Consider the following 15,903-nt stretch of genomic DNA (forward strand, 5'->3'; position numbering starts at 1 on the left):
CCCTTTTTTTGACGGATTCTCATGACAGTTTTTAGAAATATACTGATCCGGCTGTTGACCACAGCTGTGACCCTATTTGGCGTTGCAGTTATTGTTTTCGTGGTGATTCGCGTGGTGCCGGGCAATCCCATCGCAATGATGTTGCCCCCTGGAGCGACCGATGCCGATATCGCTCGCCTACAAGCGCAATACGGGTTCGACAAATCCATATTCCAGCAATTCATGATCTGGCTATCCGGTGTGATGCAAGGCGATTTCGGCACCTCGATTTCAACCCGGCAGCCCGTCGCCGGTCTGGTGTTAAGCCGCCTGCCCGCCACTCTGGAACTGTCTATCGTTGCCCTAACCATCGCGATGCTGCTTGGCGGTGCTTTGGCATTGGCCGGCACGCGGTTTCGCGAGACCAAGGCGGAAGCTGCCGTCGACATTACTTCTGGGATGGCACTTTCCATCCCGGATTTCCTTTGGGGATTGGTATTAATCTTACTTTTTGGGGTGCTTTGGCCGGTGTTTCACATATCAGGTCGTATTTCACCCGCGCTAAACATCGATTTTTCCACGAACTTTTATCTGTTCGAATCCATCTTGCGGCTGCGCTTTGACGTTATAGCCGATTTGGTCGGGCATATGTTCATGCCTGCTCTTGCCTTGGCTATCCCACTCGCCGCGATCATCGCACAGCTTTTAAAACAGTCTCTAAAAGAGACAATGCATCTTGATTACGTGACCCTTGCCCGGACCAAAGGCTATGGCGAAAACCACGTGATCACCCGCGAAGCCCTGCCGAACGCAGTGCTGCCAACGCTGACGCTTGTAGGGGTGCAATTCACCTTTCTGATTGGCGGCACCGTCATCATTGAACGGCTGTTCAGTTATGAAGGACTTGGCAATATGGCGATTGACGCGGTGATAAATCGCGACCTGCCGTTGATCCAGGGCATCGTGATCCTCTTTGCCTTTCTTTTTACCATCGTAAATCTGGTTGTTGATATGCTTTATGTCTTGTTGAATCCAAAGCTTCGCCATGCGTGATGCCCGAGGAGACGTTACCCGCCCCATTGGCGCACGCCTGTGGCTTTCCGGCGCATGGCTTGCCTTGTTGGTCCTCGCGGCCCTCTGTGCGCCGCTCATTGCCCCCAAGGACCCGCTTATGCAGGATCTGTTCCTTGGGCGTATGCCACCTTTCTGGGTGACGGGGGCCGAACCTGGTTACCTGCTGGGCACAGATTCACTGGGGCGTGATGTGCTTAGTCGCATACTCTATGGGGCGCGTTTGGCTCTTATTGTGGCGTTGGTCGCCGGCAGCCTCACGTGCTTCATTGGGGCCACACTGGGGCTCATCGCCGGATACTACCGCGGCTGGCCGGATCGGATCATAAGCCGTTTTGTCGACATCTGGATGGCCTTTCCGCCCGTGCTTTTTGCCATTCTGCTGATTGCGGTTATGGGGCCGGGCCTGGTCTCGATTATCATCGCGATTGTCGTCATCGACTGGACCCGGTTTGCGCGGGTTATCCGCGCCGAGGCAATGTCACAGGGGGCGATGGATTATGTCGCTTCTGCGCAGGTCGCAGGCCGGACACGGTTCGGCACCATGTTGACGGAAATTCTGCCGAACGTACTGCCAACCATCGTTGCATTGCTCACTCTTGAGATGGGTATCGCCGTCATCATCGAAGCAATCCTGAGCTTTGTGAACCTGTCGATTTCGACCGACAGCCCGACATGGGGCGGCATGATTGCCGAGGGCCGCACGTCAGTTCATCAGGCCTGGTGGGTTCTGGTGTTTCCACTGATCACGTTGTTTCTTACGGTTCTTAGTTTCAGCCAATTGGGCGAAGGGTTGAAAGACCGCTTTGATCCGGTGTTAAGATGAATAGTTTTCTGGAAGTTCGAAACCTGAACCTAAGTCTGAAAGCGGGAATGCCGATTCTGCGTTCAGTGTCACTCAACGTAGCAGCGGGTCAGGTGCATGGTTTGGTCGGCGAATCCGGTGCCGGCAAATCGATGATCGGCAAGGCCGTGTTGGGCACCCTGCCCCGCGCCCTGCAAGTCACTTCGGGTGAAATCTGGCTGGACGGTGTGAACCTCAATAGCCTGCCAACCGCCGAACGTCGCAAGACAATCGGGGCGAAAGCCGCGTTGATCCCTCAAGATCCATTAACCGCGCTCAACCCCTCCAAGCGCATCGGACCACAGATCACCCGCCGGCTTGTCGATATCCTTGGCTGGCAGAAATCCGATGCCGAAGCGCGGGCGGTTGAACTACTGCACGAGGTGCATATTCCCGATCCGGCGCGCGTGATGAAAAGCTATCCGCACGAACTATCCGGCGGCATGCGGCAACGTATCTTGATCGCGTCGGCCTTTGCCGCTGAGCCTAAGTTGATCATTGCAGACGAACCAACAACGGCATTGGATGTGACTGTGCAAAAGCAAATACTGCGCTTGATTGCAGAGATGCAGCAACGCCATGACACTGCGCTGTTGTTTGTCACCCATGACCTTGGTGTCGTGTCCAAAACCTGTGACACGCTATCGGTTCTTTATGCCGGCAAGGTGATCGAAGAGGCCCGCATGCGGCGTTTCTTCACACGGCCGATCCATCCCTATTCAGCGGCATTACTAAAGGCCACCCCCACCTATACGAACCCACGGGGCAGCCTCACGCCGGTTCCCCAATCAGTGATTGACGCCACAGAACGGGAAGTGCGTGAACATGATATGAGGGCCAGCCGATGATGTATGAAATTCGTGATCTGAAACTGTCTTTCCCCGACATCAGCCGCAAGCCGCTGCTCGGACCTGTTCCGCGCATTGAGGTCCTTAAAGGGCTTAGTTTCGATGTACCAAAAGGTGTCGTACTGGGGATCGTTGGTGGCTCTGGCTCGGGTAAATCCACGTTGGGGCGCGCCATGTTGCGGCTACTTGAGCCGACGGGCGGGACGATCCGTTTTGATGGCCAAGACATCACCCACACTCCGGAAGAACATCTGCGCGCAGTCCGCCAGCGGTTTCAGATGATCTTTCAGGATCCGATGTCATCGCTTAATCCGCGTCGCAGGGTTGGGGCGATCATCAGCGGGCCCCTCAGATTGCACGGGATGACAGATCTGCGCTCACGCGTGAATGAGGCGCTTGATATGGTTGGCCTGCCGCGAAATTTTGCGACGCGTTATCCGCATGAATTATCCGGCGGCCAGCGCCAGCGAGTCGGCATCGCCCGCGCCATTGCCCTGCGCCCGGAGTTTATTCTGGCTGACGAAATTGTTTCGGGTCTTGATGTATCGTCGCAAGCGCAGGTGCTTAACCTTTTGGAAGAACTGGTCCGTGATCTGGGTTTGACGCTGGCCTTTGTCAGTCACGATCTGTCGGTAATCCGGCGTTTATGCGACAGAACTCTGGTTCTGCACCATGGGATGATCGTTGAAGAGGGTGCCACCGCAGCGCTATTTGATGCGCCGCAGACGGCCTATACCCAAGAGCTGCTGGCGGCGATCCCCCTGCCCGACCCCGATCAGCCATGGAGATAATTGCCCATGGGCAATTCGAGATATTTCATTTATTTTCAAGTACTTGACCAAATTCATGGCTTTGCAGGCAATCGCGTTTCACCCTTCCGACCTATTGTTGAGAAAACCCATATCCAATTGAATCTAAATACTTATTTTAAAATTGCCCATGGGCAACTCAGGATTTGCGGTTTTTCAGATAGTTCTCAAACGCTGCCCGCAAGGAATTGACAGACAGGTCCGCATCGAAGGCCATATGCACCTGCTTGCCCTGCTTCTTCACAAGAATACCGCGCTCTCCGGTACTGCGTGAATACAGCTTTCCTGTGTTCACTTTTGCCGTTTTGACCTTTGGCTTGGCAACTGCGACCAGCCGTTTAAAGACATCCTGCGCGTCGACATAGGCGCCCTTGCCCAGTGCGGCCCGCGCTTGGGTCTGAGCCAAGAATGCGGCTTCTTCCATGATCGCGGCGGCTTGCTCCGGGTTGCTCAGCAGCGGCTTTAGGGCACGGGCGTGACGTTCGCGGATGTCGCGTTTACTGGCAAAGGCGTTCAGAATCTCTTCCGGCATTTTCGCAAGCACGAGATAACGCGAGAGCCACGGCGGGCTGACCTCCAGCCGTTCCGCCATCGCCTTTTGCGCGCCACCATAATACAAGCGGATCGCCTCGGCATAATCCACCGCGCGCTCGTAATCAGAGATATCCTCGCGGTCCCGGTTCTCAATATCAGCAAGGCGAAATGCCTCTTCATCGGTCAGGTCGCGCACCTCGACCAGATAGCGATACTGTGGATAGTTATTGGCCCGCAACCAGCTGACGGCAAAGTGGCGGCGCGCGCCGCAGATAACTTCGAAATCATGTTCTGCGCCATCCAGCCGGCGCACAATCGCGGGAAACTCCTGCTGGCCCTGCGCCTTTATTCCGTCGATCAAATCCCGGCAGTTTTCTTCGGTCAAAAGCGCATAGTCACGGTTGTGCCGCTCCCACATGCGACACCGCGCCGGGTCAACCAGATGCAGTGTTTTCTCCTGCCGTTCGCCGGTCATCCGTTCCCCGATCGAAGTAGACCGTTTGAGAAACCGCGCGCCGGCACGTTCGGAATGCGGGGCAGGGGTATCCAGCCCGCTTAGCACATCATCGAAAATCGCATCGTGTTTCTTACTCATAGCAATCCCTCCTTGCGCAATGCGCTGTGGTGGCTGGGCCAGGTTTTGCGGATCAACAGCTCGATCTCGGAATTCACCGCATCCAGATAAGCCCGGCAGCGTTTGTGCGTTTCTGTCCGCGTGCCTGCACCGGTTAGCTCATAAACCGTCGAAAGATTGGCGGCAGCATTGTCGATCTCGGCTGAATCCTTAAGCACAGCACTTAACATATCCATAGGAAAAACCGCTTCCATCATCCGCTTGATGGCGACATGGGCGGACTTCCCGTCATTCATCTTGGTTGCCAAAATTTTAACAAATGAATAATCCCGCGCCCCGCCGGCACGGGCCAGCTCGTCCAGAGTCGCTCCCATCATCTTGAGGAAATGGGCGGTGGATCCGAAATCGATGTTATTCGGTGGCGCGGGAATGACCAGCGCATTTGCGGCCCGCAAAACCGACAGGGACAACATGCCGAGGGCAGGGGGCGGATCCATCAAGATGACGTCGAAATTCCCTTTGATAGACTCTATTCCGTCGCGCAATCGGTCCAGAACAAAACTGCTGTCCCGGGCCATGCGCGCGGCGAATTCGTATTCGGCATCATAAAGCCCAAGGTTCGCTGGGATTAGCGCAATCCCGGGCCAATAAGTAGCGCGTAAGGCATAATTCAGGCTGGACGGGCCACCGTGGCGAAAGAACGGGTAAAGCGTGTCGTCATCCTCATCGACATCCACATCAGGGTTCAATCCGAACATCGAGGTGGTACTGGCCTGGCTGTCGCAATCAATAACGCACACACGGTACCCCTTAAGCGCAAGGAACTGTGCAAGGTGGCAGACCATGGTCGATTTGCCAACACCGCCTTTGAAGTTCTGGATTGCCAGCACCATTGCCGGGTCATCCGCACTGCGATGGGGCAGGGTGCCGAAAACCTCGCGCATGGTGTTGACTTGCGCCAGCGAATACCCAGTTCGCCGATTGGTTTCGGCGTCTTTTTCAGGCTCGGGCAGGCGGCCATCGGCTTCTGCATCGCGGATCAATTTGTCACTGCGCCCGACCATCTCTGCGGCTTTGCGGACATTAAACCGAAGGTCCAGAGATTTGGCGATTCCGGGGGCATAGACGCGTTCGCGCAGCCTTTCGATGACGATACTGGCGCGGTCGCTTAAATTGCCAAGCTCGGTTAAGGTAACGGGGGGGAGAACGGGCTGCTGCATTTTGGGCCTCTGATATATGTTTCTCCGAATCATGGACTGTTCAGCAGACCGGCTCAAGTGTGAATTTTATGGGAAAACCTTGAAAAAGTCGGAAATTGAGAAAGAGCTGCAAAAGATTTGCTTTTTGTGACAGTGCCCCCGATTTTGTGGAGCTGTTTCCTACTAAGCACCCATTTTGTAAGGTTTAACGGATTGTGTGCAATTTGACCTCTCAGCGTGTCTTTGAGTCCAATAAATTAAAATTTGAAACCACCCTTATAGTTCATGATTCTTAGTGTTCTGTGTTCAGGTCGCAAAACACTCTTAGTTTACTGGGCTTTTAGTCCCTAACGCTTACCTTTAGGGACTATTTGGCTTACCTATCGGGGCGGTTGGTCTTACGTTCAGGGAGTGCTGCGCTTACAGATTGGATGGGTCTTTAGACTTACTTTTGGGGTGGCTGCAAAGAGGTGCCTATGACGTGGTAATATTCCTTAGCGGAACAAGGGTTTACGAATCAGTCGCGCAGAATCAGGTGATCTAACGCTTACAAATTGGGTGATAGACCAAGGCTTGCGCTTGTGATAGCTTACACCCAGAAAATAACAAAAGTAAGTTTTGCACGTAAGGCAGGATATGAGCAAAGCCTATCGCACGGTTGAGGCACGGCCCAATGCGCAGACATTGGTCAAACCCGGGGAACTGGTGGATCTTGTTGAGGTCACGCCTCTGACGCTGGCTGACCGTCGCATTTACAATCAGCTGTTAGAGAACGCATGGGACGCGATTGAAAAACCGGTAACCCATGTGATTGCCAAATCCGATCTGCGGGGCTCGCATAACTCGAATGACAGGGTGGGGGCCTCGATCGAGCGGCTGATGGCGTCGATTGTAAAAATCCAGATCATGCGCGACGGCGAACCCGCGATCGAGCGGGTGCAACTGTTGGGAGGCAACGTTGAAACCGCGCGGCGCGACGGGTTGCTGGAATATGAAATTCCGCAACGGCTGCGCCGGATCATCAAGGACAGCACGGTGTTTGCGCGGTTGCAGCGCGAGGTGATGTTTGCGCTGTCGTCGAAATACGCTTTGACTCTCTACGAGATGGTGCAAAAGCGCGGGAATTTGCGCTGGCGCTCGTCCGAGAAATTTTCGCTAGAAGATATGCGCGGTGTTCTGGGTGTGCCCAAGGGCAAGCTAACCTCCTGGTCGAACCTGAAGCTGCGGGCGATTGATCCGGCGGTCGAAGAGGTCTCTGTCTTGTCCGATTTTGTGGTTGAGGTTGAACCGATCAAAACGGGGCGGCGGGTGACCCATATCGAGCTGCGCTGGTGGCGCAAAGACGCCGGTGGCGAGGCCGAGGTCGAACGCGAATTACAATTCTCCAAGGTTGGGCGCAAGGAACGGGTGGGTGCCAAAGCCGAAAACATGCGCCCACGGCCAAGCTGGCTTGACGCCAAGGGGGCCGCTTTGCGCTCGGAAACTTATGAAACCGTTAAACTGCGTTTTCCGGGCTATGATATCTATTTTGTTGAAGGCCAGTGGCGCGCATGGGCGGCAGGCAAACCGCCGGCGCGTGATCCCGACAAGGCCTATCTGGCATTTTTCAAAACCTATGCTGAGAATAACCCCATTTAGAGACTGATCTTATGACATCTGACCCCGGATACTTTCTGTACCATTCGATTGGCATGTACCCCGAAAAAGCACGGGATATGGCCGCCGCACTTGACGGGTTTGCCCAGGTTTGGGGCGCAATTGACGACAGTCAGTGGCCTGATGTTTTGGCGCAGCGTGCGGTCTTTCTGGATCTGTGGCGCGCCCTGATTGATGCCCCTGAGGGGACGTTGACCAGCGCGGAAAACGTGACAACGGCTTTGTTTTCCGTTTTGGGCGGGCTGCCGGCAGAGCGGTTGCGCGGCAAAAAGGTCTTGGTGGCTGCGGACTGTTTTCCGTCGCTGCATTTCTTATTGAACGGGCTGGCGGACCGGCTGGGCTATCAGCTTGAAACGGTGCCTGTGCGGCAAGGGGATTTCTGGGTCCGTGACGAGGATATGCTGGCTGCCTGGGATGAAAGTGTCGGTCTGGCGCTGCTCACCTTCGTGACTTCCACCGCCTCGCACCGATGTGATCTGGAGGGGTTGATTGCCCACGGTCACCGCATGGGGTCGTTGGTGGGTGTTGATCTGACGCAGGGCGTTGGAATCATTCCATTTTCATTGGCGCAAACACCGGCAGATTTTGTCCTGTCGACCTCGTTAAAATGGCTGTGCGGCACACCGGGCGCAGGGATCATCCAGATGGGCGCGGATCTGATGGCAGAGGTGAAACCGGAGTTGCGCGGGTGGTTTTCACAGGCCAACCCGTTTTCATGGGATTTGGAGGCCTTTGAATATGCTCCCGATGCGCGGCGTTTTGAACATGGCACCCCGTCGGTTCTGGCCTGCGTCGGCTCAGTGCCAGCATTGCAATGGCACGCGAGGCAAGACGGGCTGTTGGCGCATAACCGCGCATTGACAGAGCAGGTGATCGCGCGGGCCCAGGCGGCGGGGCTGATGTTTGCCACGCCCTTGGATGAGGCCCGCCGTGGTGGGTCGGTTATGGTGCAACTGCCGCAGGATGGTGGTGCGGTTGTGGATGGGTTGCGCAGTCAGGGTATCCATGTTGACGCGCGGGGCCGGATATTACGGATTTCACCCGGAACAGTGACTGAAATGCGCCATGTGGACCGGCTGTTTGACACGCTGGGTCCGTTGCTCTGAAAAACGGTCTTGCGCGGCTGTGCCAATCGGCGGGGCCGGCGCATTTCAGCAAACTACAGAGTGTCGAAGAAACGATGCATACGGCCCATTGCGTCCTCTAGCACGGGCAGATCGGCGCACCCGAAACAGACCCGCAGATGGCCTTCGCCGGCGCTGCCGTAAAAACTGCCTGCTTCGACCACCACACCGGTTTCAGCCAGCAACCGGTCGGCGCATTCCTGTGATGTCAGCCCGGTCGCCGAAATATCGGGAAAGGCATAAATCGCGCCTTCGACCGGCGCACATGTCACGCGGGGCATCCGGTTCAGCCGCGTCACCACCAAATCGCGGCGCGCGCAGTCCCGATCAACCATGCCTTTCAGGACCTGCGGGTCACCAGTAAGGGCGGCAACAGCACCATATTGGATAAATGTATTCACATGGGTGACTTCATTGCTGGTCATCTTCATGCAGGGGCCGATCAGGCTGGTGTCGGCGGCGATATAGCCCAGCCGCCATCCGTCCATCGCGTGGGATTTGGTAAAGGCACCCATGGTGATGGTGCGTTCTTTCATCCCCGGCAGGGAGGCGATGGAAACATGCGTGGCCCAGTCATAGACAATGTCGGAATAGACTTCGTCAGAGAACACCAACAGATCATTATCCAGCGCGATATTCGCAAGGGTCTGCAGTTCAGCGCGGGAATAAACCCGCCCCGTCGGGTTGCAAGGGTTGATCAATGCGATGGCACGGGTCGCTGGCGTGATAAAAGGCTCTATCAAGGCGCGATTGATACTGAAATTATCGGCAGCATCAAGCGGTGCAATAGTTACTTTGGCACCTGCCAACTCGGCCTTACCCACATGTTGGGAATAATAAGGGGCCAGCAACAGGCATTCGTCACCCTCATCGAGAAAGGCCATGAATGCGGCAAAGGATGCCTGCGTCAGCCCGTTGGTCACAATCACCTCGTCCGGCAATAGGTCCAGCCCGTTCTGGCGGCGCAGTTTCTCGGCGATGGCGCTGCGCAATTCGGGGATGCCTTGCAAGTCGGAGTAATGCACATGGCCAGCCTGTAGGGCGGCGATGGTGGCGTCTTTGATATGTTGCGGCGTGTCCTCGGCCGGCATCCCCAGTTCAAGATGGATCAGATCGCCCTCCATGCCGATCGCCTTGGCAAACATCCCAAAGTTTTTGGGGGAGGTGTCAGTGATGCGGCGGGCAGGGCGGATGGACATGGCGCTTCCTTGGCAAGTTGCTGGTCCTTGGCTACACCTATCCGGGGGGAAAGTGAAAGGGCAGGAGTATGGGTAAAGTTGCAGTGGTCACCGGCGCGGCAGGTGGCATGGGGCGTGCGATTGTGGCACGGTTGCTGGCGGATGGTTATGCGGTTGTCGGGTTTGACGTCAATGAAACGGGTCTGGCCGAGATGGCGCAAGACGGGTTTGCCGGCATGGTTGTTGATCTGATGGACGCCGATGCCATCCGGGCCGGTTTTGCCGAGATCGAGGCCATGCTGGGCGGGCTTGATGTGCTGGTGAACAATGCCGGTACCTGTTTCATGTCAGAGTTTCCCGAAATTCCGGTTGATGAATTCGAACGCCAGATGACGTTGAACTTTTCGGCAGCGTTTCATTGCTGTCAGGCGGGTATCAAGTTGATGGCGGGGCGCAACGGGGTGCGCAAAATCGTGAATATCTCCTCGAACGGGGCCTATAATTTTGATGTGTTCGATCCGCCGCATTACCGCGCCTCCAAGGCGGCGTTGGACAATCTGACCAAAGATCTGGCGCGCCGTTATGCACAGGAAAGAATTGCGGTAAATTCGATTGCGCCAGCGATGACGGAAACGCCGCTGTTCGGGGTGTTGACGGCGGATGTTTTGGCAAAAGCGGTGGCGCAGATGCCGCACGGAAGGGCGATGCAGCCCGAGGAAATTGCCGCTTGGGTCGGGTTTCTGGCCTCGCCTGCGGGGGATATTTCCAGCGGGAATGTGATAATCCTCAATCAAGGGCGTGATGTGCGTTAGGGATGTGTTATGATCATGCGCATAAGTTATGCGCATCGAAAGGCTGTCATTTATGGGTATTCAAGGATCGGGTAAGAAGGCGACGAACCTGTCGCTGGATCAGGAATTGCTAAAGGATGCCAAGGCTTTGGGGGTGAATATCTCAGCGGCGGCAGAGGACGGTGTGCGCCATGCGCTGCGTGAGGCTTGGCTGGAAGAGAATCGCGAGGCCCTTACCGAATGGGGCAGGTGGATCGAGGAAAACGGCCTGCCGTTGGAAAATCACCGGATGTTCAATGTCTAGGTTTGACCTTTATCAAGCGGGAACACGCGACGAATACCTGCTTGATCTACAGTCCGATTTTTTGGTGCTTCAAGGCACGCGTATGGTTGCGCCTGTGTTGCCGGTCGCCGTCGCGGCAAAACAGGCGGGGGCCTTGCATCCGGAAATTTTGATTGAGGGCCGGCAGTATTGTCTGGTCACGCATCTGATGGCGGCGGTTCCCCAGTCGGTGCTGCGCCAGCCGGTGGCCAATCTGTCAGACCAGTCTGATGTGTTTACCCGCGCGTTGGACATCTTGTTTCAGGGGTATTGAGCCGGGCCAGCCAATCTGAAAAGGCCAGCCTAGGCTGGCGGAACATTTCAAGTGAACCAGTGCGGGGCTTTTTTGAGGTAAGGCCATTGTTCGGGACTGTGGCCATAAATCACAAAAGCATCACGGTCGCGGGCCAATTGCATCAACCGGTCGCCGTGGAAAATCGCCTGATCGACATCCCATGACCCTGCGAATTTTTCGTTGATCTCCGAGGCGCGGCTGATCGCATCCGAAGTCAGCATAACCCATCCGGTTTGTGGCAGCCTGACCAAGAAGGCCAGTTGCCCGGGCGCGTGGCCGGGGCAGTGTAAAACCTCGAAACTGGTGCCAAGTTCAATGTCTTGGCTCACCAATTGATATACGCGGTCCGGCCAGTCCATCACCTGTTTCCCAGACCAATACAGCGGGCGGGGTAAGGCGCGTTCGGCGGCGGAGATCAGGATCGGTATGTCGGGAAACCCCGCCATATCCCCCAGATGATCAATATGTGTATGGCTTTGAATCATCAGGGTGATGTCGGTTTTGCAAAGCCCCAGTTTCGCCAGTTGCGCAGCTGGTCGGTTGTCCGGTGTCACAGACAGCACACGGCCAAAACTGCCCAGATCATCCTCGGCGGTCGCAGCTGTTGCATCGGCGGCATATTTGGCGGGAAACCCGGTGTCGATCAGCACCACTTCGCCGGCGTCGGTTTCAATCACAAACCCGCAGATGCCGATGGTGCGCGGACCCGCATGCACCTCAAACAACCCGTAATCAAGCACAGCAAGGCGGCGGGGTTTGCCCTTAAGGTGGATCGGCGTATTCATAAGGCCATTGGGCGGGGGGAGACGATGAAAGTCAAGATACACAGGTTATTCGAATATCTGCTGGAAACCACTCAGGCGGCACCGGAGGCGATTGTCGGTTTTTCCTTGTCTGGTGCGCCGGTGTTGGGGGATTATCTGGCCGAACTGGATCCGAACCAGTCGTTGGACTGGAACAATCGCGACTTTCGCGGGCTGCCGGAATTGCGAAACCACGTGTTGGCGCAGGCCGGCCTTGATCGCCTGTGTACCCCTCAGGACGTGTTGATTACCGCAGGGGCGGCAGAGGCAAATTATCTGAGTGTGATGCAGCTGCTTCAGCCCGGCGACGAAATTGTCATCGAAACCCCGGGCTGGCCACAAGCCGAGGTCCTGGCCCGCGCCATTGGGGCAGAAGTGGTTAAGGTCACACGTCGTGAGGCGGATGGTTGGCGTTTGCCGCTGGATCAGATGGCGGATGCGGTGTCCAGCAAGACCAAACTGATTTTCATCAGCAACCCCAACAACCCGACGGGTGACCTTTTGGGCCGGTCCGATCTGGAAGAGCTGGTGCGTATTGCCGAACGTGCAGGGGCGTGGCTGTTGGTGGATGAGGTTTATGCCGGTCTTGAATGGGATGCCCCGCGTGCGCCATCGGTTGCAGGGCTTTATGCCCGGGGAATCACCACCGGGTCGGTGAGCAAAGCACTGGGATTACAGGGGCTGCGCACCGGCTGGCTGATCTGCCGTGACGCCGATTTGGTGATGGACGCGGTGATTCGGCGCGAAAATTCATCAGAGATTATGAATATCATGGGCGAGGTCATTGCCGAAATTGCTTTGCGCCCAGACCGTTACCCACAAGCGATGCAAAAAGCGCGCCGTGAAGGGGCGGCAAACCTTGCTGAAATGAACACATGGATCGCGGGGCAGGAGGGGCTGAGTTGGGTTGCACCACGGGCCGGTTTGATCGGCTTGGGGCGTTTGCCGGAAGGCATCGACAGCGACGCCTTTGCCAAGTTTTTGCTGGCCGATCCGTATCGGACATTCCTATTGCCAGGCAGTGCCTATGGGCAACCCGGGCATATCCGCCTGGGGGTCGGTGGCGGCGCTTCGGTGAATCTGTCCAAGGGGCTTGAGCGGGTGGCGCTGGCGTTAAAGGACTGGCCGGTTGGGAAACTGCGCTAAGGCCGGTTGGCCCCCCTGTGTCTGGCGTATGCACCTTGACACGCCAGACAGTTACCGATCCCTTATGCGCAACTTACAGGTATTGTCCGGAGCCCGACCATGATCTTTTTCACGCGCGTTTTCATTGTGCTTGCCCTTGTTCTGACCTTGCCGGCCTCGGCCCAGACATCGACAGATCGTGACGCGGCGGTGGCCCCGGAAGCACCTGCAACAGCAGTGGTGGTGAACGGCCAGAAGTTCGGCGCTTGGTCGGTCAGCTGTGTCGCGGTGGCTGTGGGTGAAACCGATTGCACATTGACCCAACGGGTGCTGCGGGCGGCGGATAAAGCCTTTGTTGCGGATATCATTGCAACGCGAAACCCTGACGGCGACAGCTTCCTGATTGCGCGGGTGCCGGTCGGGGTGTTTTTGCCCACCGGTTTTGCCATGCGGCAATCCGAAAGCGAGGACGAGGAGGCCGTGATGGAATTCACCTGGCAGTCCTGCAATGGTCAAATCTGCGAGGCGATTCTAAAGATTGATGCGGAAAAGGTCGCGGCGCTTTCCGCCGAGGACAACGCGATGGTGGCGGCCTTTCGCCCTTCTGCGCAGACCGAACCGTTTCTGTTTCAGTTTTCATTAAATGGCATGGAAACCGGGTTGGATGCCGTTCGTCCCTGAGTTGATAGGGGCAAGGAATCGCTGGCATCTGGCAGGTCCGATTCTCGGACAATGCGGGCGGTAGGCGTTGATTGTTTCCCGCATGGCGGAGCATCGGCAAAACGGCCTGTACTAAGTGACCACCCGGATTCAATGAGGCAAAAGTGTGGCGCGCGAAGCAGGCCCACGGTGTCAAAAGCGCTATTGAAACGCCGGAAATTTGACAACCCGTTGATGGTGAAAGGGGCCGGTTCCGCAATCATTTGAGGTGAGAAATGTTTTCGACCGTTCTTGTGGCGGATTCGCTGGACCGATGAACTGGCATATTTTACAGCGGGTTGCAGGCAAGCACCTATGCCTTCCAATCTGTTGCGCGACACTCGCCATTCCCAAGGTCAATGTGGTCGTCCATGGTAGAGACCGTGCATATTACGCATTGATGATCCGCTGGATTGATCCGCCTTAATCCCGCCGCATGGGTGCCTTGTTGTCGACAGATTGAGCCGCTGTCCGATGGTGCTTTGAGGGAGTCAAATCGAATTGACCTCGTTGATTTTAGATACCTTTATCTCTAGTTGTGCGGATGGGGTATTGGACTGGGGGTCGTTATGCTGCTTTTTGGCAAAGTATTTTTGCGTGGACGTTATTTTGGCGGTCTGTCGTTAACCACGGCGCTGGTCTCCGGTTTGATTGCCTTCCCCGGCTATGCCCAAGACGCGACATGGAACAACCCGGCCAACGGGAGCTATTCCTTCTACGGGAACTGGAACACTGGTTCGGCCCCTGTCTCCAATGATACTGCAACGTTCTCTGGAACCCCCTCCAGCACTGTGACCCTTGATGCCGCTTCTGTGACGGTCGGGAATGTCGTGGTGAACGATATTGGGGCGATCAAGAATGGCACCTTTGATTTTAACAGCGGCAGTGCCTCGACCCTCACCTATTCCGATACCGATTCAACGGCCTTGGCCAGTTCCCTGACGTTGAACCTGAACGGGGCCGACCTAACGGTCACCGCAACCGAAAACATGGATTTTGCCGGGGCAATTAAAAATACCGGTGCGGCGGCCACGTTGTCGCTGGACACAACGGCGGTAATGACACTTTCCGGTGTGATTAGCGACGCAACCGCTGTTACCGTCGGTTCGGGGGCGGTTACCCTGTCGGGGACAAACACCTATACCGGCGCGACAACAGTGTCGGCGGGCACACTGAATATCGGCAGCGCGGCGGCGCTTGGCGCGTCAACCTCGGTGACCGTCAACACCCCCGGTACGCTTGATCTGAACGGTTTTGACACAACAGCTGCGGGTTTGTCCGGTGATGGCACGATCACCAACGACAATGGCGGTGCAGGCAATGCCGTGCTGACGGTTTCCGGTGCCGCATTTTCGGGTAGTGTTCAGGACGGTACTTCGGACACGCTTGGCCTGACGTTGGACAACGCGCTTGAAACGGATGTTTTTGCACTGTCCGGAACCAATAGCTACAGCGGCGACACCACGATTGAAACCGGCATTCTTGTCATCAGCGGCGGGTCTGCGATCCATGATGACGGCCTTGTGACAGTGACGGCGGACAGCACATTGCGGGTGGACGCATCCGAAGATGTCGGTTTGCTGAGCGGTGCGGGGTCTGTTGATCTGAACGGTGCGGGCGTTACGCTGACGCTTGGCGATACCGGTGGTGGGGCGCAAACTCATTCTGGGGTGATCTCGGGGGCGGGCAATCTGGCTATGGCTGGCGGCGGGACCCAGACGTTGAGTGGTGCCAATACATATACTGGTGCCACAACGGTGACGGCGGGCACTTTGGTGTTGAACAACGCGGGTGGCATGGCGCTGGCGGACAGCACGGCGGTGACGGTGACCGGCACGCTGGATGTGCAGAGCAGCGAGACGATAGGCACGCTTGCGGGCGCGGGCACTGTAGATGTGAACAGCAACACCCTGACGCTTGCCGGGGCGGGGGACACGACGTTCAGCGGGACGCTTGCCGGGGCGGGCACTCTGGCGAAAATCGGCGGTGATACCTTGACCCTAAGCGGGGATAACACGGCCTATACCGGTGGTTTTACCATCAGCGGGACCA

Annotated in this window: 16 protein-coding genes; 12 read left to right on the forward strand and 4 right to left on the reverse strand. The window is 56.5% G+C overall.

Annotation, left to right across the window (positions count from 1 at the left end):
• Positions 1-21 precede the first annotated feature (21 nt).
• Genes HKX44_RS18010 through HKX44_RS18025 form a run of 4 tightly spaced genes read left to right on the forward strand, consistent with a single transcriptional unit; the run spans position 22 to position 3,533 of the window.
• Positions 22-1,032 carry an ABC transporter permease gene (locus HKX44_RS18010; protein WP_276152658.1) on the forward strand — a complete coding sequence of 337 codons (1,011 nt, stop codon included), beginning with the start codon at positions 22-24 and terminating at the stop codon, positions 1,030-1,032.
• Positions 1,025-1,876, forward strand: a complete 852-nt coding sequence (locus HKX44_RS18015; protein WP_276152657.1) for an ABC transporter permease — start codon at positions 1,025-1,027, stop codon at positions 1,874-1,876. The genes HKX44_RS18010 and HKX44_RS18015 overlap by 8 nt, the downstream gene beginning before the upstream one ends.
• Positions 1,873-2,742 (forward strand): ABC transporter ATP-binding protein, encoded by an 870-nt coding sequence (locus tag HKX44_RS18020; RefSeq protein WP_276152656.1) that lies wholly within the window; start codon positions 1,873-1,875, stop codon positions 2,740-2,742. Before HKX44_RS18015 ends, HKX44_RS18020 begins: the two co-directional genes overlap by 4 nt.
• Positions 2,739-3,533 carry an ATP-binding cassette domain-containing protein gene (locus HKX44_RS18025; RefSeq protein WP_276152655.1) on the forward strand — a complete coding sequence of 265 codons (795 nt, stop codon included), beginning with the start codon at positions 2,739-2,741 and terminating at the stop codon, positions 3,531-3,533. The genes HKX44_RS18020 and HKX44_RS18025 overlap by 4 nt, the downstream gene beginning before the upstream one ends.
• Before the next feature lie 157 nt (positions 3,534-3,690).
• Here the strand turns inward: HKX44_RS18025 and HKX44_RS18030 are convergent, their stop codons facing one another.
• Positions 3,691-4,680, reverse strand: coding sequence for a ParB/RepB/Spo0J family partition protein (locus HKX44_RS18030; RefSeq protein ID WP_276152654.1), 990 nt, complete (start codon positions 4,678-4,680; stop codon positions 3,691-3,693).
• Positions 4,677-5,879 carry an AAA family ATPase gene (locus HKX44_RS18035; protein WP_276152653.1) on the reverse strand — a complete coding sequence of 401 codons (1,203 nt, stop codon included), beginning with the start codon at positions 5,877-5,879 and terminating at the stop codon, positions 4,677-4,679. The genes HKX44_RS18030 and HKX44_RS18035 overlap by 4 nt, the downstream gene beginning before the upstream one ends.
• A gap of 615 nt (positions 5,880-6,494) precedes the next feature.
• Here HKX44_RS18035 and HKX44_RS18040 point away from each other — a divergent pair.
• Positions 6,495-7,496: a replication initiation protein gene (locus tag HKX44_RS18040; protein WP_276152652.1), complete on the forward strand. Its 1,002-nt coding sequence runs from the start codon at positions 6,495-6,497 to the stop codon at positions 7,494-7,496.
• A gap of 11 nt (positions 7,497-7,507) precedes the next feature.
• Complete coding sequence (locus tag HKX44_RS18045; protein WP_276152651.1) at positions 7,508-8,620, forward strand: aminotransferase class V-fold PLP-dependent enzyme; 1,113 nt, start codon at positions 7,508-7,510, stop codon at positions 8,618-8,620.
• Positions 8,621-8,673: 53 nt separating this feature from the next.
• On the opposite strand, the gene HKX44_RS18050 is transcribed toward HKX44_RS18045, so the two are convergent.
• Entirely contained in the window at positions 8,674-9,837 is a 1,164-nt protein-coding gene (locus HKX44_RS18050) for an aminotransferase class I/II-fold pyridoxal phosphate-dependent enzyme (protein WP_276152650.1), read from the reverse strand.
• A gap of 68 nt (positions 9,838-9,905) precedes the next feature.
• Between HKX44_RS18050 and HKX44_RS18055 the strand changes: the two genes are divergently transcribed.
• The 3 genes from HKX44_RS18055 to HKX44_RS18065 are packed head-to-tail and all read left to right on the forward strand — an operon-like array spanning position 9,906 to position 11,203.
• Complete coding sequence (locus HKX44_RS18055) at positions 9,906-10,628, forward strand: SDR family oxidoreductase (RefSeq protein ID WP_276152649.1); 723 nt, start codon at positions 9,906-9,908, stop codon at positions 10,626-10,628.
• Between the two features lie 52 nt (positions 10,629-10,680).
• Entirely contained in the window at positions 10,681-10,911 is a 231-nt protein-coding gene (locus HKX44_RS18060; protein ID WP_276152648.1) for a type II toxin-antitoxin system CcdA family antitoxin, read from the forward strand.
• Positions 10,904-11,203 (forward strand): CcdB family protein, encoded by a 300-nt coding sequence (locus HKX44_RS18065; RefSeq protein ID WP_276152647.1) that lies wholly within the window; start codon positions 10,904-10,906, stop codon positions 11,201-11,203. The genes HKX44_RS18060 and HKX44_RS18065 overlap by 8 nt, the downstream gene beginning before the upstream one ends.
• A 47-nt stretch (positions 11,204-11,250) precedes the next feature.
• Here HKX44_RS18065 and HKX44_RS18070 read toward each other — a convergent pair whose 3' ends face one another.
• Positions 11,251-12,009: an MBL fold metallo-hydrolase gene (locus HKX44_RS18070; protein WP_276152646.1), complete on the reverse strand. Its 759-nt coding sequence runs from the start codon at positions 12,007-12,009 to the stop codon at positions 11,251-11,253.
• Between the two features lie 24 nt (positions 12,010-12,033).
• On the opposite strand from HKX44_RS18070, the gene HKX44_RS18075 reads away from it, so the two are divergent.
• The 3 genes from HKX44_RS18075 to HKX44_RS18085 form a co-directional block, all read left to right on the forward strand.
• Entirely contained in the window at positions 12,034-13,173 is a 1,140-nt protein-coding gene (locus HKX44_RS18075; protein ID WP_276152645.1) for a pyridoxal phosphate-dependent aminotransferase, read from the forward strand.
• A 99-nt stretch (positions 13,174-13,272) separates the two neighbouring features.
• On the forward strand, positions 13,273-13,833 hold the full coding sequence (locus HKX44_RS18080; RefSeq protein ID WP_276152644.1) for an invasion associated locus B family protein: 561 nt from the start codon (positions 13,273-13,275) through the stop codon (positions 13,831-13,833).
• Between the two features lie 587 nt (positions 13,834-14,420).
• Positions 14,421-15,903: autotransporter-associated beta strand repeat-containing protein (locus tag HKX44_RS18085; protein ID WP_276152643.1), on the forward strand; the 1,483-nt coding region annotated here is incomplete at its 3' end.

It is taken from the genome of Sulfitobacter sp. M05, from assembly GCF_029285175.1.
GTDB lineage: Bacteria > Pseudomonadota > Alphaproteobacteria > Rhodobacterales > Rhodobacteraceae > Sulfitobacter.